Source organism: Hyphomicrobium sp. 802, from assembly GCF_000526135.1.
Classification (GTDB): domain Bacteria; phylum Pseudomonadota; class Alphaproteobacteria; order Rhizobiales; family Hyphomicrobiaceae; genus Hyphomicrobium_B.
This window is the reverse complement of sequence record NZ_JAFM01000001.1, coordinates 1,016,454-1,033,368: the sequence shown is the minus strand read 5'-3', so window position 1 is coordinate 1,033,368 and position 16,915 is coordinate 1,016,454. Positions and strand designations below refer to the sequence as shown.

Sequence of the window (16,915 nt, the reverse complement as noted above, 5' to 3'; positions counted from 1 at the left end):
CCGGGAAATCCGGGCGTAGTCTGTTAGGTTGGTGTGGGGGCACCCGAAGTCGAGTTTCAGACTGGTGCCATGTCTAATCGCGTCTACACCTCGCTATTTTATATAGCTCTGATCGTCGGAAGCTCTTGGATAGCAGTAACCGTCGGCGAAGCATTGGCCCGCGAAGCGATGACCAAATTGGCCCTGCTTCCGTCGCGCGATCCGCGCCCCTCGCGCGTTGAAACTTATCTTGCCGAGCAAAAGCAGGCGCCAGAGCCCAAAGCCAGCAGAACGCTGCTGATCCCAACCGCCCCCGCGATGACGGTCGGCGCACTGGCTAAGGCAATGGATGAGTCCGAGCAGATCAACTCAATCGATGTGAGCACCGATGATCCTGTAGCCGATCCGTCGCCGAATACCGCGGCGCCAAAACCGCGCGTAGCAGGCTGGGCGAGACAGGCGCCGAGACGCTCTCCTTCGCTCGCCAAGCACAATGAAACATCGAACCAACTTATTATGCGCACGCTGCGTGCAGATATGTGATTTCCCCGCGCCATACAGGCAAAGGTGGTGGGCACCCGGCGGGGGGGAATGAGGGGGATGGCCGGATGCCCACGCTTCAAGCCTCATTCCGGGGGGAGGACATGAGGTGTACGGAATATATCAGATAATCGAGAGTAAGGTGTTAACAACTGCCGTTTTGTCGAAGAACGATGTTTAAATTGAGCCAGTAATTCGGTCTTTCCGCGTGCCGTATTGCACGAAAGTATGAGCTGATCTGCGTAGGCTGCAATCAAGCATACGCAATTGCGAAACTTCCATTCCGAAAGAATTAACCAAGAGCAAAGGCACGGACCTATAGGCGCCGTGAATAAGCGAATTCCCGCTTCGCCGGCGCGTCAATCACCACGAGAACGCTGAACGGCGTCAAAAGCCTCTGGGTCGATTGATATCGCGGCGATGGGCAGGCGCCCGTTTCGGATCCGGACGGGTCGAAAGCGCCTGCTCCCACGCACGCGCCAAGACATAGAGGAGCACGATCCCAAACGCATAAAGGCTGCCGACAAAAAAGATGACGGACGCTGCATCTTCATCTGGCATTGGGACGGCCTCCAATATCGCGCCCACAGCAACATGGATATTCGGAACGCTACGAACAAGACGGCGATCACATTGCCGCGGACTTTCAAATGCCCGCCCGACATCGCGATCAGTCGTCGACCATCACGACAAAGGGAAGTGCCTTTTACGCATTCCCGTCCGCGAACCAACCGCTGTGGAGATCAATTTGGTCGCCCTTTCTGAGGCAATCCAAATCACGTAGCCTGCGAAGAAGGGAGGGTCTTGCCTATGGATGCAAAGCTTGTCTCGCTCTTCCAGCGCGAAGCCACAGCTCGCTTGAACGCAGCGGAGCATGAACTCGTCGCGTATACCCGCACATGCCGCGGCAAGGTCATTGAGCTACCTGAAATGACCCGGATCAGGCATCTGCGCGACCGTGTCGACCAGGCACGGATTCGGCATCTGCGCTGGACCCGCTATCGTCTGCTCGCGGAATCCGGCGTCAACTGACGATCTGCATTCACATTAGGCAGCTCGCCCCGCATTTTGTCTAAATACTGATCAGGAAATTTGAACGCCTCTGATGTAGATTAGCGACGTGTGCTCACCGATTCGCGTTCCCAAGGGACGACAGGCGTGACACTGGTCTTCATCGTTTTTATTGGCGCTATTTGCGATTATTATTTCGGTGCTATCGGCGCCATCCTCGGCGCTTTGGTCATCATCGCATCGCTTTCCAAAGCCAAGGCGAGCGTTATCTTTCCCTCTCTGTTGCTGATCGCCATATCTTGGGCAGCCGGCACTTTGTTGGCCAACAGCACCGGCGCCATCCTCGGCGTCATCGCCGCGACGGCCTTAGCACTCTGGCTCGAAGCGGGCGGCAAGCTTGCTATTCCCGGCAACCGGCGTCCGCAAATATCTTCTCGAGATAGTGCCGGGTCATGACACGAAGCTCAACAAGCGCGCTCGGCCGAACGCCGTTGCCAATCTCCTTCGTCAGCGCACCTATGGACTTCATGTTCTGTAACAGAACTGCTGCCGCGTCCTCAGCCTGACCCTTGCGAAGCTTTGGACAGCGATTGATGAGCGTCCGCGCAATGCGTTTGCGAAGCTCCCGGCGAAACTCAAGCCGGCGGTCTGACAATTCTGCTCTGCCCTCCAGAAGCGCGACGATGGTTTGCGTCTCCGATCGCAGATCTCCAAGCAGGTCGAGCAACGCGTCGGTCAACTCGGCAACGGAAAGCTCCCCTGCCCGTTGATCGATCGCATCGAAGAGCGAACCGGCCCTGTCATGAAACCGTTCGATCAACGCGCTCGCAAGAACGTCCTTGTTGGGAAAAAACCGATAAAGCGACCCGATCTGCGCGCCCGCCCGCGCCGCGACCTCCGCCATCGTCGTGGCGTCATAGCCTTTTTCCGCGATGACAACTGCCGCCGCCTCAAGCAGCGCCGCCACCCGCTCCTGCCCTGGCCGCCGCTGCGGGCTCAAGGCGGTGCGCTCTTGCGTCCCTGTTGACTTACTTGAGGCCATCCTCAACTATCCAGAATAATTTGAGCGATGCCTCAAATATCACGAAACCGTAATCAGGCCAACGGACACCAATGGCCAAGAGCGAAAGGCAGATGCCGATGCTTCAGCTTGACCCCAAAACGACGGCCCTCGTCCTCATCGATCTCCAGATCGGAATTGTAGCGCGCAACGTTGCGCCATACACGGGAGCCGATGTCGTCAAGCGTGCGTCGGAATTAGCAATGCGATTTCGTTCCGCAGGCGCCCCCGTCGTCCTCGTCAATGTCGCCTTCGCCAAAGATTTCGCCGACGCCGTCCGCGTCCCTGTCGACAGCCCCGTAGCGATCCCTCCGGGCGGATTTCCCGATGACTTCTCAGAACTCGTCCATGGCTTAGCAATGCCGACTGATATTCGCGTCACCAAACACAACTGGGGCGCGTTCTACGGCACGGATCTCGACGTCCAGCTCCGTCGCCGCGGCATCAACACGATCGTCCTCGGCGGCATAGCAACGAACATCGGCGTTGAATCCACTGCGCGCCAAGCCTGGGAACGCAACTATGCCATCGTTCTCGCCGAGGATATTACCGCAAGCTTCTCAGCGGAAATGCACAACTTTGCCGTCGAAATGATTTTCCCTCGGATCAGTCGCGTCACCGAAGCAGCCGATATTGAATTAGGTGGCCAATAACGGTGTCGCCCAATCCGACACGCGCCCCAGACGCGCTCCTGGCCAACCTTACGAAGCCGGTTCAGTGGCTGATCCTCGTCGCTCTATCGTTTGTGGTAACGGCGCTGATCGGTCTGACCGGACTCCCCGCTGCGATCCTTCTCGGCCCAATGATCGCAGCGATCGTCGTCGAAACCAACGGCGGCTCGATCCGGTTGCCGCCCTACGTTAGGCTCATCGCTCAAGCCATCGTCGGCTGCATGCTTGCGAGCACGATCTCTCCCGAAATTATCGCACGGTTTGTGAAGCAATGGCCGCTGTTACTGTCCGTGGTCCTGACAGTGATCCTGGCCACCAGCTTGATCGGCTGGCTGCTCGGCAAATCGCAGATCATGCCCGGCACGACGGCCGTCTGGGGCTTTTCTCCGGGAGCCGCCACCGCCGCAATCTTGATGGCCGGCGCCTATGGAGCCGATGTCCGTCTCGTTGCTTTCATGCAGTATTTGCGCGTGGTCATGGTCGTCGCGGCAGCATCGATCGTCGCGCATATTTGGATCCATGTAACGCCGGAAACCCATTCAAGCGCGTGGTTTCCGCCTATCGATTGGATCGCCTTCGCAGAAACAATCGCTCTCGCAGCCGTCGGCGGCTTAGCTGGTTACCTTTTACGATTTCCGGCGGGCGCCATGCTGCTCCCCATGGCACTCGGTGCTGCGTTGCAGTCGTCGGGCATCATGGAAATCGAGTTGCCCTATTGGTTGCTCGCAATGTCCTACGCCTTTATCGGCTGGATGATCGGCCAAACGTTTTCTCGCGACATCCTTGTTCACGCCTTGAAAAAGCTGCCTCACATTGTTTTGGCTGTACTCGTTCTCATCATATTCTGCGGGGGGCTTGCCGCGATCCTGACCGAACTCCTCGGCGTCGACCCGCTGACGGCCTATCTCGCAACGAGCCCCGGCGGCTTGAACTCTATTGCCGTGATCGCTGCCTCATCGAAAGTCGACATGTCATTCATCATGGCGTTGCAAACGCTGCGCCTCGTGATCGTCATCGCGGTCGGCCCTTCGATCTCGCGCTTCGTTGCGCGACGGTTGGAGCAGACGCTCGATATTGGCACTTTGAAATAGCGCTTCAAAGCGATAGACGGCTGCACATCAGTCGGCCCCAAAACAGCTTCTACCGACGGAGGAATCCCGATGGATTACGTCAAACTTGGCCATACCGGTCTCGATGTGTCGCGCATCTGCCTTGGCTGCATGAGCTATGGCCAATCTAACGATGGCGTCATGAAATGGGCGTGGACGCTCTCGGAAGAGGAGAGCCGGCCCTACATCAAAACAGCGCTCGAAAACGGCATCAATTTCTTCGACACCGCCAACGTTTATACGCACGGCGAAAGCGAACGCGTGTTGGGCCGCGCCATCCGCGATTTCGCCAGGCGTGATGAAGTCGTCATCGCGACGAAAGTGTGCTCGCCGATGCGCGAAGGCCCGAACGGCCGCGGTCTCTCACGTAAAGCGATCTTCGCCGAAATCGACGACAGCCTGACGCGGCTTGGCACGGACTATGTCGATCTCTATATCATCCATCGCTACGACTACGGCACACCACTTGAGGAAACGCTTGAAGCGCTCGATGAAGTCGTGCGCTCCGGCAAAGCGCTCTATCTCGGCGCGTCGTCAATGTTCACTTGGCAATTCATGAAGGCGCTCGGCTTGCAGCGTGCACACGGGTGGGCGCCGTTCGTTTCGATGCAGAACTACTACAATCTTCTCTATCGCGAAGACGAACGGGAAATGCTTCGGCTCTGCCAATCGGAAGGCATCGCCGTGACCCCATGGTCTCCGCTTGCACGCGGACGTCTTGCGCGTCCCTGGCAGGACGAGCCGGAAACGACGCGCGCACAGAACGATCCCTTTGCACAGCGGCTCTACGAGAAATCAAAGAAACTCGACAAGCCAGTCGTCGATCGTGTGGTCGAAGTTGCAAAAGCCCGCGGCGTTCCGCCAGCTCAAGTAGCGCTTGCCTGGATGCTGCATAAACCGGTCGTGACCTCGCCCGTCATCGGTGCGACCAAGCCCTACCAGCTTGATGACGCAATAAAAGCCGTATCTCTGAAGCTCTCGGACAAAGAGATTTCCAAGCTCGAAGAATTGTATGAGCCGCACGCACAAACCGAAGCTTTTGTCTGACATTTACGTTTTGGACTGAAACGTACCCCTAGCTCCTGCGTTCTCATTGCAGGCGTAGTGAGCTTAACGGGGGATGTGATGCAGAAGACGGCCTCGGAAGCGGAAACGCAAACGGGCGACATTATCGAGACGAGTATCCCGCAACGCCTCGATCGCCTGCCGTTCGGACGCTTTCATATCCTCGTCATCGCGGCGCTCGGCATCACATGGATCCTCGACGGCCTTGAGGTAACGATTGTCGGCGCTATCGCCGGCGCACTTAAAGAAAGTCCCGCACTCAAATTCTCCAATACTGATATCGGCCTCGCCAGCAGCGCTTATCTCGCAGGCGCCGTTTTAGGCGCAATCTTTTTCGGCTGGCTGACGGACCGGCTGGGCCGCAAGAAATTGTTCTTCATCACTCTTGCGACATACATGCTAGCAACGTTCGCAACAGCATTTTCATGGAATTTGGCGAGCTTCGCAGCTTTCCGTTTTTTCACTGGCGCGGGTATCGGCGGCGAATATACCGCCGTCAACTCTACGATCCAGGAATTGATTCCCGCCCGCTTCCGCGGCTGGACTGACCTCGCGATCAATGGCAGCTTCTGGCTCGGCGCCGCAATCGGTGCGTTCGGTTCGATTGTGCTTCTGGACACGTCCCTGATCCCAGCCGATCTCGGCTGGCGCCTCGCATTCGCCATTGGCGGCGGCATGAGCGTTGTCATCTTCGCGATGCGCTTCTGGATACCGGAAAGCCCGCGCTGGCTCATCACGCATGGCCGCGCCACCGAAGCCGAAAAAATCGTCAACGGCATCGAAGCGGATTTTGCACGCGAGGGTCACGCCTGGGATCGCACCGGCCTCGCGGCAACGCAATTCAAAACCCGCACCCACACGCCGCTGGCTGAAATTGCTACGGCGATCTTCAAGACCAATCGCGATCGCGCCATCGTCGGCTTTGCTCTGATGGCTGCCCAAGCCTATTTCTACAACGCGATCTTCTTTACCTACGCTCTGGTGCTGTCGTCATTCTACGGCGTCCCGACCGATAAGATCGGTCTCTATATCTTGCCGTTTGCTGCTGGAAATTTCCTAGGACCTTTGTTGATAGGCCGCCTGTTCGACACCTGGGGCCGCCGGCCGATGCTCGTGCTGACCTATAGTCTTTCGGGCATTCTGCTTGCCGGTACGGGATGGCTCTTTGCGGCCGACCTCGTTTCGACGTGGCAACTAACGGCCTGCTGGGTCGTCGTGTTCTTTTTCGGCTCCGCCGCCGCAAGCTCCGCGTATCTGACAGTCAGCGAGTCGTTCCCGCTCGAAGTCCGCGCACTGGCGATTGCCATTTTCTATGCTGTCGGAACGGGCGTCGGCGGCATTGTCGGGCCGTATTTCCTTGGCCATCTGATCGACACCGGTTCGCGCGATAGCGTGCTCATTGGCTACCTCATCGGCGCCGTCCTGATGATGACTGCCGCCGGTGTCGCAGCATTCAAAGCCGTCGCCGCGGAACGCAAACCTCTTGAAGAGGTCGCGCGCCCCTTGTCGGCGACGAATTGATCAATGTGCCGCCGCACCTGCGGCGGGGTTTGGCTTTGCGCGCGAAGAGCAATGCAATCGCCGCGATCGACAGCATCACGCCGATGACCGCGAACGTGTCGCTGAATCCCATGATCAGCGACTGCCGCTTGACGATATTGCCCAACGCGACGATCGCCTGGTGCTTCGCCGTCGCGACGTCGGACACGCCATGCGCCATGAAATAATTGGTCATCTCATCGATGCGCTGGCGCACGTTCTCCCGATTGATGTTCACCGACTGTCCGATGATGTTCGAGTGAAACTGCTCACGCTTCGTAATGATCGTCTCCAGCGAGGCGGTACCGACCGCGCCGGCGAGGTTGCGCAGCATATTGAACAACCCTGACGCGTTTGCTGCATCCTTTGGCCCGATCTGTGCCGTCGCGATGGCCGTCAGCGGCGTGAGGATCAAGGCTTGCCCGACCGCACGCACGATATTCGGGACGAACAACTGATCACCGGAATAGTTGAGCGACATCTCGATATTCATGAAGCAGCTCGCAGCAAACAAGGCGATGCCGAGGATTGTGATATAGCGAATGTCGAAACTCTTCATCAGGCGAGGAACGAATGGGATGATCAGAAGCTGCGGCAGGCCCGTCCAGGCCAGAACGTTGCCGATCTGCTCCGAGTTATATCCCTGCACCTGACCGAGATATTGCGGCAGTACATAAACCGTGCCGAACAGCGCAAAGCCGACGAGCATGTTTGCGACCGTTCCTATCGCGAAGTTCCGGTTTTTCAGCAGCTTCAGATCGACGAGCGGTTTCTTCACCACCAGCTCGATCCATACGAACGCCGTCAGGAACACAACGGCTGTGACCGCAAGATTGACGATGAACTGCGACCCGAACCAATCGTCCTTGTTGCCTTCCTCCAGCATCGTCTGCAGCGACGAAAGCCCGATCGCCATCGTCACGATGCCCGCCCAATCGCCTTCCTTGAGCAGCCCAAGCTGCATCTTTTCCTTTTCGAGCGTCGCCAGCAGCGCAACGATCATGATTGCGCTCGGAATGGTGTTGATGAAGAAAATCTTCTGCCAGCCGTAGTTCTCGGTCAGATACCCGCCGATGGTCGGGCCGATGGCCGGCGCAAACGTCACCGCAATCGCAAACAGCGCGAGCCCGATCGGCTGCTGCGGCTTCGGCAGTCGGGTCACCACCATCGTGAAAGCCATAGGAATCAGTACGCCGCCCGCGAAGCCCTGAAGACCACGCATCGCAATCATCTCACCGAGATTATGAGCGAACGCGCATGCCATCGAGAACACGGCAAAGAAGAACGTACTCGCGACGATATATGTCCGGAACGAGAAAACGCGACTGAGATAGCCGGTCAGCGGAATGACGACGATCTCGCCGATGAGATACGACGTCGAAATCCACGCCCCGTTATCAGCACCCGTCCCGATGCCGCCTTCGATGTCGAGCAGCGACGCGTTCGTGATCTGGATGTTCAAGATCGACATAAACGCGCCGATCATGCCCGCGATAACAGCGATCCACGTCGTCAGACTGGCTTTGTCTTCTGAAATCGAAGTCGTCTGACGGGGCAGAGTTGCGCCCGGCCCTGTCGTCTCAGCGATGCTTGCCATGACGGTCTACTCCACAGTGCAGCCGCGCGTCATCACGCGCAGCCGCTGGGCTCACCTGGCTGCAACGGACGCAGCCGTCCCCTCTGTCTTCTTCTTCGTCTCGATGGTCGGATAGACCGACATTCCCGGACGCAACTCGCCTGTCAGCGGGCTATCCGGATCGAGCACAATCTTTACCGGGATACGCTGCACGATCTTCGTGAAGTTGCCCGTCGCATTGTCCGGCGGCAGCAACGCAAACTGCTGACCACTTGCCGGCGCGAGACTATCAACGTGCGCCGGGATCTCGACGCCAGGGAACATGTCGACTTCGACATTCACCGGCTGGCCGGGACGCACATCTTCGAGCTGCGTCTCTTTGTAGTTCGCGACGATGTACGCGGCGTTCAACGGCACGACAGCCATCAGCTGCGTACCCGCCTGCACGTACTGACCGACACGCAATGTGCGATTGCCGACGACGCCGTCTATCGGAGAAACGACCGTCGTGTATGAGAGATTGAGTTCGGCCTGATCCTGCACGGCCTCATCATGCGAAAGCGTAGCTTTCGCTTGCGCAACTTCCGCCTTGAGAATGTCGATCTGCTTCTGCGCATTCGTCAGCGTCGCCGTATCGCGCGCGATAGAAGCACGGGCAGCCGTAATCCGAGCCTCCGCCTGCTGCGCATTCTGGACGCTACCATAGCCTGTCGATGCAAGATGGCTGTAACGCTCGCTGTCCTGTTCCGCGAACGTCTCGTTGGCTTTGTCGACGTCGATCGTTGCCTTGGCGGCGTTGATGACCGACTGCTGGGCATCGAGCGCAGCAACCTTGTTGGCAACAGCAGCCTTCGCCGCCTGAACGTCGGCCTTCGCCTGCTCCAACGCGACCTTGAAATCACGATAATCGATGCGCGCCAGAACCTGACCGACCTTCACGCGCTCGTTGTCATTGACAAGAACCTGCGTGAGGTAGCCTGAGACGCGCGGCGCTATGGTTGTATTATCCGCCTGGACATAGGCGTCGTCGGTCGAGACTTCGAAGCGCCAGACGTTCCAATACTCCCAGCCGAGATAACCGGCAGCAGCGAAGGCAACGAGGCTAGCACCAGCAATGAGCACGCGTTTCAGCCCTTTGCGGGGAACAGGCTCAGCCGCCGAGTCTGCCCCCTGCGACTGCGGGGGAGCGACATCTGGCTCGTCGGTAGCGCGACCATGCGGCGCGATCTCGGCCGGTGCCGCACGCTGCTGGACCGTTATTGGACGCTCCACGTAAGGTACTGTTTCGTCTTCAGAAATTGATCTATCTGGCGTCAGAGCATTCGGATGAAGACTCATGGCCGGCTCCTGTACAAATGTCGGACTTAGCGCCCCAAGAATTTTTTTTTAGAAACTTGCTGTTTTCCAAAATAGGAACCATTATCTCTGTGTCAAGTGAATTTGGAAAATGATCATGGGACAAAATAGTGCGGTTCAGAAACGGTGCCGCGGGCGGCCTCAGGTCCGGCCGGACTCGGAGACGCTTCATCTTCTGGTCGAAGCCGCCACCGCTGAATTTCAAGCCAATGGCTTTGCGGCGACCACAATGGGTAACGTCGCGCAGAGAGCTGGCATATCGACCAAGACGATGTACCGTCTGATCCCTTGCAAAGCCGATCTATTCGAGAAGGTGATTTCCGAGCGGATTGGCAACTTCATGCTGGCCGTCGATCCTGTCAGCCTTGACAAGTTGGACCTGACGGAAGCGCTCGAACGTATTCTCATTTCATTCGGCACGCTGACGCTGAGCAGGGAGACCATAGGCCTTCTCCGCCTCGTTATCGGCGAAAGCGACCGCTTTCCCGAACTCGCGGCTGCCTTTCACGAGATCGCCGTGACCCAAACCACAAACGCCATCGCCGGATGGCTCGAACGCCAGCGTCAACGCGGTTTACTCAAAATTGACGATCCCATCAGATCTGCCTCCGCAATCCGCGGCATGATGACAATGGATCTTCAGCGTTCGGCTATGCTCGGTGTCGGCCACGTGCCTGAACCCGACGAAATCGAGGCCCGCGCGAAGTTCTGCGCGCATCTATTCCTCGACGGCTGTCGAGCCTGAGCAAAACCACGATAGCCGCTGATAACCTCTGCCATCTGCATCGTGCGTTTCGGCAATTTTAGGACTTCCCTTCGGCGTCCAGATGGGGCAACGAGCCATGTATAGCGCCGTTGCGAATGCTCATTCTCTACGGCCATGATGTCCTGCCGGCACTGCTTCGAGGAGAGTCATGACCGACAGCCCAGCCGGCACGCAACAGCCCGACCCTGCAACGACCCCACGCCGCGCGACACCCGCCTGGGTCTTTACGACCTTGCGCGTGCTGGCGGTTGCCATCGCGATTTACATCGCGTGGTACGTCGCCGGGCATTGGGATCGCTGGACCGGAGCCGCGCGCTTCGAAACGACCGATGACGCATTCATTTCAGGCGACGTCACGCCGCTTGCGGCGAAGGTGTCCGGCTATATCAAATCGGTCGCCGTCAACGATTTCCAGTTGGTGAAAAAAGGACAGCTCATCGTCGAGATTGATCCCGCCGACTACAACGCCGCCCTGGTACAGGCACAGGCCAACATCAGCGCCGCCCAGGCAAACCTCACCAATCTCGCCAACCAGAAAGATGTGCAGCGTGCGTTGGTCCGCCAGGCCGAAGCGACCATCGACGCCACCAACGCCGACCTCGATCGCTACAATCTGGAATCCGAACGTCAGCGCAACCTGCTGAAATCCGGCGTCGCCGGCACGCCGCAAGGCGTCGAACAGGCCGACGACAATGCCAAGCGGACAGCTGCTCAGCTTGAACTCAATAAGGCGCAGCTCACCCAGCAAAAGGCCATTCTCGCAAGCCTCGACGTCGAGCAGGTCCAGCTCGAAGCGCAAGTCCGCGCCGCCAAGGCTCAGGCCGCCCTCGCCCAGAACAACGTCGGCTATACCCGTATCGTTTCGCCCGTGAACGGTTTGGTCGGCCAGCGTCTTGTACGACCTGGCCAGTTCGTCAACATCGGCACCCAAGTCATTGCAGTCGTCACACTTCCGGAAATCTGGGTCATCGCGAACTACAAAGAAACGCAGATGACCAATATCCGTCTCGGTCAGCCTGCGACCGTCCACGTCGACGCCTTTCCCGATTTGAAATTGACGGGTCACGTTGACAGCTGGTCGCCCGGTACGGGCAGCACATTCGCGCTCCTTCCGCCCGATAACGCAACCGGCAACTTCACCAAGGTCGTGCAGCGCGTTCCGGTCAAGATCGTGCTTGACCATCATCCGGCTCTTGGCACGCTGGTGCGCCCTGGAATGTCAGTTGAAGCCACGATTGATACCGGCGCCGCACCGCCGGAGTCCGCAGCAAGCCCAACGGCCGGCACACCGAAAATTCCGTCGGGCTCCGGCAAATGAGCGCCGCTGCCGCGACAGCTCCCGCCCCATCCCCCGCAGCCGCGAGCGGCGCGGTGCAAACCACGCAGCAGACCCACAAGATTTCGTCGCGTCCCTATATCGGGCTGGTCGGCGTCCTGCTCGGCGCTACGATGAGCACGCTCGGCAGCCGCACGACGACGTTTGGCCTCGCCGATCTGCGCGGTGGCTTGCACGCCGGCTTCGATGAAGGCGCCTGGATCACCACTAGCTTCGGCGTCGGACAAATGTTGATCGGCGTCGCCTCGCCTTACCTTGGCGCCATCTTCGGTGTTCGCCGCATCCTGCTGATGGGCATCATCGTCTTCTTCATGACGAGCCTGCTCGGACCGCTATCGCCGAACCTCACCGCCTTTCTCGTCATGCAGTTTCTCGGCGGCATCGGCTCGGGAACGTTCATTCCGCTGACGGTCAGCTACATCCTTCGCAATATTCCGAAGGGCCTCGTCATCTATGGCATCTCGATCTATGCCATGAATTCGGAGTTGTCGCAGAACGTCGCCGCCTCACTTGAAGGCTGGTACACCGACAATCTGTCTTGGCATTGGATCGACTGGCAGTACTGCATCGCGCTGCCCATCATGTATTTATGCATTTGGTACGGCATGCCGGTCGAAGGCGGCCTAAGCCGCCGACTGCGCGATCTCGACTGGCCTGGGATATTTTATGCCGGCGCTGGCTTCGGCCTTCTCTACGCCGCGCTCGACCAGGGCAATCGCCTTGACTGGCTGAACAGTGGCCTGATCGTCGGACTGCTCGTCGGCGGCGGACTGCTGACGGCGCTATTCATCGCCCGCGAACTGATATCGCCCAGCCCGTTCGTCAACATCCGGGTCATCGCCCATGAAAACCTGATCCCGCTGCTGCTCCTGCTCGCCGGCTTCCGGTTCATCATTCTGTCGACCGCCTACATCATCCCGAGCTACCTGCAGACGGTGCAAAACTTCCGCGAATTGCAGGTTGGGTCGGTGCTCCTGTGGATCGCGTTACCGCAATTCGCGATCGTCCTGCCGCTCGGCTACATCCTGAACCGCGTCGATGGCCGCTACGTGCTCGCGCTTGGCAACTTGATGATCGGCATCGCATGTCTGATGGGAACCAACCTGACGAGCGAGTGGGCGACCAATGATTTCCTGCCGTCGCAAATTCTGCAGGCGCTTGGACAGTCGTTCGCGCTGACGAGCCTAATCGTTCTCGTCATCAAATCGATCTCGCCCGCGGACGCGCTGACGATCGGCAGCCTCTTGCAGATGAGCCGATTGTTCGGCGGTGAAATCGGCACGTCTTTCATGCAAACGTTCGTGCGCGTCAGAGAACAGGTTCATTCGAACCTGATCGGACTTCATGTCGACGCTTCATCCGTCATGACGGTGGACCGGCTGACGACGTACCAGAACGCTCTGGGCGCGCACTCCGCTGATCACGCCGTCACAGCCGGACGAGCGACAAAACTGCTCGGCTCGGCCGTCGCTCAGCAGGCCGCTGTTTATTCTTATATTGACGGCTTCCTTGCCGCGGCAGTCGGCTCGGCGATCTGTCTGCTTCTCGTGGCAACGGTCCAGAAGCCGAAAAACCCGGCGTTCTGATCCAAGCGGTCATCTGCGCGCTTTTGATCGCTTCGACTACTGCAGCCGTTCGCCGTCGTACTCTCTGAACCGAGAGATCGCGTGAACTTTCAGTCGATCCGGATCGAACTGGCCAGCCTTTGCCAAGGTAATGACAGCTTTGGCAACACGAGCCCGCCCCTCTTCGTCCGAGGGTGTAATACCGAGCTCTCGGCAAGCGATATCGAACGTCATCTGAAGAATATCGACTTGCGCGCTATCGAAGCCTCCGAAGGTACCTTTCATGTGCGCTCAATCACTAAAAACAGGCGGGAGCACACGTACCTCTCTCAGCCATCGGCGCCCGGGCAATAAGCCGATGATCGTCAGAGCATACTCGAGGTTTGCTTTGCGACCTAATGCCTTTTCGACATTCAATACAGCCCCCGGTTGATATTACCGTGAACACACTTGGGACCGTGCTTGCTATCGGCGATACGCGAATGCTACAGACGATCTACTTTGAGTCCTCGGGCGCACAACAACATCAATCTCTTAGCGTCCCGAGTGCTCCCAAATGCTGTGCGTTACTTCCAGGCTTCTCCAGGTTTTCGAGCGCCGCGATGAAACTCTCGTCGCCAGAGCCGCGATAGACCGTTGAAAGACAACATGACCAAATCCAACATCAAAATTCATCACGGCGATCTTCCTGCCGGATTGTCGTTTCCCAACGGCGTCGCCATCGACACCGAAACGCTCGGACTTAATCCGCATCGCGACAGGCTGTGCCTCGTGCAGCTATCAAGCGGCGACGGGGCGGCGCATCTCGTCAAGTTCGACGGCAGAAACTACGATGCGCCGCGTTTGAAGGCGCTGCTGACGGATCCGGCGATCGTGAAAATCTTTCATTTCGCCCGCTTCGACATCGCGGTGATGAAGCAATATCTGGGCGTCGAAACGGCCCCGCTCTACTGCACTAAGATCGCCTCCAAACTGGCGCGCACTTACACCGACCGCCACGGTCTGAAAGACCTTGTCGGCGAGCTGCTCGGAATTGAAATCTCCAAACAGCAGCAAAGCAGCGACTGGGGCGCCCCCGAACTGTCGGAAAGCCAGATGGCCTACGCCGCCAATGACGTGCTGCACCTTCATGCGCTCAAGTCGAAGCTCGACACGATGCTCGCACGCGAAGGCCGCGCCGAGTTTGCGCAATCAGCCTTCGGCTTCCTGCCGACACGCGCCCGGCTCGATCTTGCCGGCTTCGAGGACGACGACATATTCGCTCACTAAAGCCGGGAAAAATCGCCTCAGGCGACAAGGTCCCAAAGTCTCCCCATTTTAAGGCGAGATTACCGGACCTAAGGGGGGCAATGGCATGGCCAGCATGGCTGCCGCTGAAACTTCAAGCGTCGCGCACGGACGGTCACGCGCATCGGGCAGCCGAATCGTCATCGCCGGCGATCGCACCCAAAGCCGCACGGCTGCACACCGCCATTCCCGCCGTGTGCGATTTCTGAAAATCGGACTACCGCTCACCGCCATCGCAACGGTCGGGCTCGCGGCATTGAACATCCTTGAAAACATGGGGGTCGGACCGACGCTGCCACCCATCGAGGTTCCGAAAATCATTGCCGACAACCTGAAGATGCACAACCCGCATTATCAGGGCTTCAATTCGGACGGCGGCCACTATTGGGTGAAAGCCGAAACGGCGCAGCAGGATCTCAAAACGATGACGGCCGTTCATCTCGACCATATAACGGGCGAGCTGACCGACGCCAAAAAACAGAAGACCTACCTCACCGCTGCACGCGGCATCTTCGACAACAAGTCGAACATCCTCGAACTGTTCGACGCGATCAACGTGACCGGCGACGGCGGCCTCAATGCCAAACTCACGCGCGCGACGATTCAGACCAAAGAAAACATCATCACGTCGAACGAACCCTCGACGATCGTCATGGGCGCCGGTCAAATCACGTCCAATCAGCTGAAGATCCGCCAGAAGACGAAGGAATATACCTTCCTCGACAACGTGCGGACCCACATGCAGCCCAAGAAGACGGCCGCCTCCGCTGACAATCAGCAGGACCAGAATGCGCTGCCGTTCGGCAAGCCCGGACAACCCGTCGATGTCGCATCGAACCGCCTCGATATCGACGACATCAAGAAAACCGCGACCTACACCGGCGGCGTCGTCGCGAACCAGGCCGGCGCAACAATGACAGCGCCCGAAATGGTCGTCAGCTATCAAGGCTCGGTCGCGCCGGCCGGCAAAGGCGACGACAAGACCAAGGCGCAGACGGCGAACGCATCGGACCCGTCTGGAACCCAGGTCAAGCTGATCGTCGCGAAAGATTCGGTCGTTCTGAAGCAGCCGAACGGCCAGACCGCAACCAGCGACCAGGCAACATTTGACACGCTGGCCCATACCGCCGTTCTCGAAGGCAACGTTGTCCTCACCCAAGGCGACGACCGGCGTGCCGTCGGCGACCGCGTCGATTACGATGAGACCGCCCAGACGATGACGCTGACCGGCCCCGTTGTGGTGACCCAGGGCGCGAACATGCTCAAAGGCCGGCGCCTCATCTACAATCGCGGCACGCAAAAGATGCAGCTTTCGTCTCCCGCGAACCTCATGGGAAGTTCTTCGCCGGGACGGATCACGGCGCATTTCGTCAAAGACCCTGCGAAGGCGTCGGCGGCGAAATCTGATAACGACAATGAAAACAGCGACGGCATCGCGTTTGGTGCCGCCTTCAAGGCCGACCCGAACTCACCTTATGATGTCGTGGCCGACCGTCTCGACGTCGACGACAACGCCAAGAAGGCAATTTTCATAGGGAATGTCTCAGCCGTTCAAGGCACCATGACGATGCGCTCGCAGGAGCTTACGGCATTTTATACCGGCAGCGCCGGAATGGGCGACAGCAACGACGGCAAGGCATCCAGCACAGCCGCCTCTCTCACCCACCTGACCGCGCGCAAGAAGGTCGTCGTCACCGCCAAGGATGGCCAGACGGCGACCGGCGACTGGGCCGAAGTGGATGTGAAGAAAAATTTGACGACGATGGGCGGTGCTGTCGTGCTAACGCAAGGCAAGAACATTGTTCACGGGACCAAGCTCGTGATCGACATGACAACCGGCGAAGCCACGATCAAAACTGAGCCGACGGCGACAAGCAGCGGAGCGATGGTCAGCAGCAGCGATGGCCAAGGCGGTGGTCCGGTGTTCAAGGCCGACCGGCCGAGTGCGGTCTTTTATCCCGGCCAGCTCCGAAAATCGAAAATTCAAGCTGACGGTTGGCAGGTCCGTACGTCGCCTTGACCGCGCCGCAGAGTTGGCCTGAGTTCGGGCGTCAA

Annotated in this window: 16 protein-coding genes and 1 pseudogene; 12 read left to right on the top strand and 5 right to left on the bottom strand. The window is 58.6% G+C overall.

The window, feature by feature from the left end:
- Nucleotides 1-69 precede the first annotated feature (69 nt).
- Nucleotides 70-522 (top strand): hypothetical protein, encoded by a 453-nt coding sequence (locus tag HYP802_RS0105140; protein ID WP_024275285.1) that lies wholly within the window; start codon nt 70-72, stop codon nt 520-522.
- Between the two features lie 384 nt (nt 523-906).
- Here HYP802_RS0105140 and HYP802_RS23510 read toward each other — a convergent pair whose 3' ends face one another.
- Entirely contained in the window at nt 907-1,080 is a 174-nt protein-coding gene (locus tag HYP802_RS23510) for a hypothetical protein (protein WP_013946043.1), read from the bottom strand.
- Nucleotides 1,081-1,329: 249 nt separating this feature from the next.
- Between HYP802_RS23510 and HYP802_RS0105130 the strand changes: the two genes are divergently transcribed.
- Entirely contained in the window at nt 1,330-1,551 is a 222-nt protein-coding gene (locus HYP802_RS0105130; RefSeq protein ID WP_013946042.1) for a hypothetical protein, read from the top strand.
- 126 nt (nt 1,552-1,677) lie between these two features.
- Complete coding sequence (locus HYP802_RS23505) at nt 1,678-1,986, top strand: hypothetical protein (protein ID WP_013946041.1); 309 nt, start codon at nt 1,678-1,680, stop codon at nt 1,984-1,986.
- Here the strand turns inward: HYP802_RS23505 and HYP802_RS0105120 are convergent.
- A complete protein-coding gene (locus tag HYP802_RS0105120; protein WP_024275283.1) occupies nt 1,931-2,572 on the bottom strand; it encodes a TetR/AcrR family transcriptional regulator in 642 nt (213 codons plus the stop codon). The genes HYP802_RS23505 and HYP802_RS0105120 overlap by 56 nt on opposite strands.
- 98 nt (nt 2,573-2,670) lie before the next feature.
- Between HYP802_RS0105120 and HYP802_RS0105115 the strand changes: the two genes are divergently transcribed.
- The 4 genes from HYP802_RS0105115 (at nt 2,671) to HYP802_RS0105100 (ending at nt 6,956) form a co-directional block, all read left to right on the top strand.
- Nucleotides 2,671-3,243 (top strand): hydrolase, encoded by a 573-nt coding sequence (locus tag HYP802_RS0105115; RefSeq protein ID WP_024275282.1) that lies wholly within the window; start codon nt 2,671-2,673, stop codon nt 3,241-3,243.
- A 2-nt stretch (nt 3,244-3,245) separates the two neighbouring features.
- A complete protein-coding gene (locus tag HYP802_RS0105110; protein ID WP_013946038.1) occupies nt 3,246-4,352 on the top strand; it encodes an AbrB family transcriptional regulator in 1,107 nt (368 codons plus the stop codon).
- A gap of 69 nt (nt 4,353-4,421) precedes the next feature.
- On the top strand, nt 4,422-5,417 hold the full coding sequence (locus HYP802_RS0105105) for an aldo/keto reductase (protein ID WP_013946037.1): 996 nt from the start codon (nt 4,422-4,424) through the stop codon (nt 5,415-5,417).
- Nucleotides 5,418-5,495: 78 nt separating this feature from the next.
- Nucleotides 5,496-6,956, top strand: coding sequence for an MFS transporter (locus HYP802_RS0105100; RefSeq protein WP_013946036.1), 1,461 nt, complete (start codon nt 5,496-5,498; stop codon nt 6,954-6,956).
- Here HYP802_RS0105100 and HYP802_RS22095 read toward each other — a convergent pair.
- Nucleotides 6,957-8,571, bottom strand: a pseudogene (locus HYP802_RS22095) (DHA2 family efflux MFS transporter permease subunit).
- A 51-nt stretch (nt 8,572-8,622) separates the two neighbouring features.
- A complete protein-coding gene (locus tag HYP802_RS0105090) occupies nt 8,623-9,888 on the bottom strand; it encodes an HlyD family secretion protein (protein ID WP_013946033.1) in 1,266 nt (421 codons plus the stop codon).
- Nucleotides 9,889-10,003: 115 nt separating this feature from the next.
- Here HYP802_RS0105090 and HYP802_RS0105085 point away from each other — a divergent pair, with 115 nt between their 5' ends.
- The 3 genes from HYP802_RS0105085 (at nt 10,004) to HYP802_RS0105075 (ending at nt 13,594) form a co-directional block, all read left to right on the top strand.
- A complete protein-coding gene (locus HYP802_RS0105085; protein WP_013946031.1) occupies nt 10,004-10,651 on the top strand; it encodes a TetR/AcrR family transcriptional regulator in 648 nt (215 codons plus the stop codon).
- 169 nt (nt 10,652-10,820) lie between these two features.
- On the top strand, nt 10,821-11,990 hold the full coding sequence (locus HYP802_RS0105080) for an HlyD family secretion protein (protein WP_024275281.1): 1,170 nt from the start codon (nt 10,821-10,823) through the stop codon (nt 11,988-11,990).
- A complete protein-coding gene (locus HYP802_RS0105075) occupies nt 11,987-13,594 on the top strand; it encodes an MFS transporter (RefSeq protein WP_013946029.1) in 1,608 nt (535 codons plus the stop codon). Before HYP802_RS0105080 ends, HYP802_RS0105075 begins: the two co-directional genes overlap by 4 nt.
- 36 nt (nt 13,595-13,630) lie before the next feature.
- Here the strand turns inward: HYP802_RS0105075 and HYP802_RS0105070 are convergent, their stop codons facing one another.
- Nucleotides 13,631-13,858: a hypothetical protein gene (locus HYP802_RS0105070; RefSeq protein ID WP_013946028.1), complete on the bottom strand. Its 228-nt coding sequence runs from the start codon at nt 13,856-13,858 to the stop codon at nt 13,631-13,633.
- 363 nt (nt 13,859-14,221) lie between these two features.
- Here HYP802_RS0105070 and HYP802_RS0105065 point away from each other — a divergent pair, with 363 nt between their 5' ends.
- Together HYP802_RS0105065 and lptC are read left to right on the top strand one after the other, a co-directional pair.
- Nucleotides 14,222-14,842 carry a ribonuclease H-like domain-containing protein gene (locus HYP802_RS0105065; protein ID WP_013946026.1) on the top strand — a complete coding sequence of 207 codons (621 nt, stop codon included), beginning with the start codon at nt 14,222-14,224 and terminating at the stop codon, nt 14,840-14,842.
- Between the two features lie 85 nt (nt 14,843-14,927).
- On the top strand, nt 14,928-16,880 hold the full coding sequence (gene lptC / locus HYP802_RS0105060) for an LPS export ABC transporter periplasmic protein LptC (RefSeq protein ID WP_013946025.1): 1,953 nt from the start codon (nt 14,928-14,930) through the stop codon (nt 16,878-16,880).
- Nucleotides 16,881-16,915: the final 35 nt, after the last annotated feature.

Coding starts and splice junctions, on each gene's coding strand:
- HYP802_RS0105115 (WP_024275282.1), top strand. CDS start 2,671: ATGCTTCAGCTTGACCCCAAAACGACGGCCCTCGTCCTCATCGATCTC.
- HYP802_RS0105120 (WP_024275283.1), bottom strand. CDS start 2,572: ATGGCCTCAAGTAAGTCAACAGGGACGCAAGAGCGCACCGCCTTGAGC.
- HYP802_RS0105140 (WP_024275285.1), top strand. CDS start 70: ATGTCTAATCGCGTCTACACCTCGCTATTTTATATAGCTCTGATCGTC.
- HYP802_RS0105100 (WP_013946036.1), top strand. CDS start 5,496: ATGCAGAAGACGGCCTCGGAAGCGGAAACGCAAACGGGCGACATTATC.
- HYP802_RS0105070 (WP_013946028.1), bottom strand. CDS start 13,858: ATGAAAGGTACCTTCGGAGGCTTCGATAGCGCGCAAGTCGATATTCTT.
- HYP802_RS0105090 (WP_013946033.1), bottom strand. CDS start 9,888: ATGAGTCTTCATCCGAATGCTCTGACGCCAGATAGATCAATTTCTGAA.
- lptC (WP_013946025.1), top strand. CDS start 14,928: ATGGCCAGCATGGCTGCCGCTGAAACTTCAAGCGTCGCGCACGGACGG.
- HYP802_RS0105130 (WP_013946042.1), top strand. CDS start 1,330: ATGGATGCAAAGCTTGTCTCGCTCTTCCAGCGCGAAGCCACAGCTCGC.
- HYP802_RS0105105 (WP_013946037.1), top strand. CDS start 4,422: ATGGATTACGTCAAACTTGGCCATACCGGTCTCGATGTGTCGCGCATC.
- HYP802_RS0105075 (WP_013946029.1), top strand. CDS start 11,987: ATGAGCGCCGCTGCCGCGACAGCTCCCGCCCCATCCCCCGCAGCCGCG.
- HYP802_RS0105080 (WP_024275281.1), top strand. CDS start 10,821: ATGACCGACAGCCCAGCCGGCACGCAACAGCCCGACCCTGCAACGACC.
- HYP802_RS23510 (WP_013946043.1), bottom strand. CDS start 1,080: ATGCCAGATGAAGATGCAGCGTCCGTCATCTTTTTTGTCGGCAGCCTT.
- HYP802_RS0105065 (WP_013946026.1), top strand. CDS start 14,222: ATGACCAAATCCAACATCAAAATTCATCACGGCGATCTTCCTGCCGGA.
- HYP802_RS0105085 (WP_013946031.1), top strand. CDS start 10,004: ATGGGACAAAATAGTGCGGTTCAGAAACGGTGCCGCGGGCGGCCTCAG.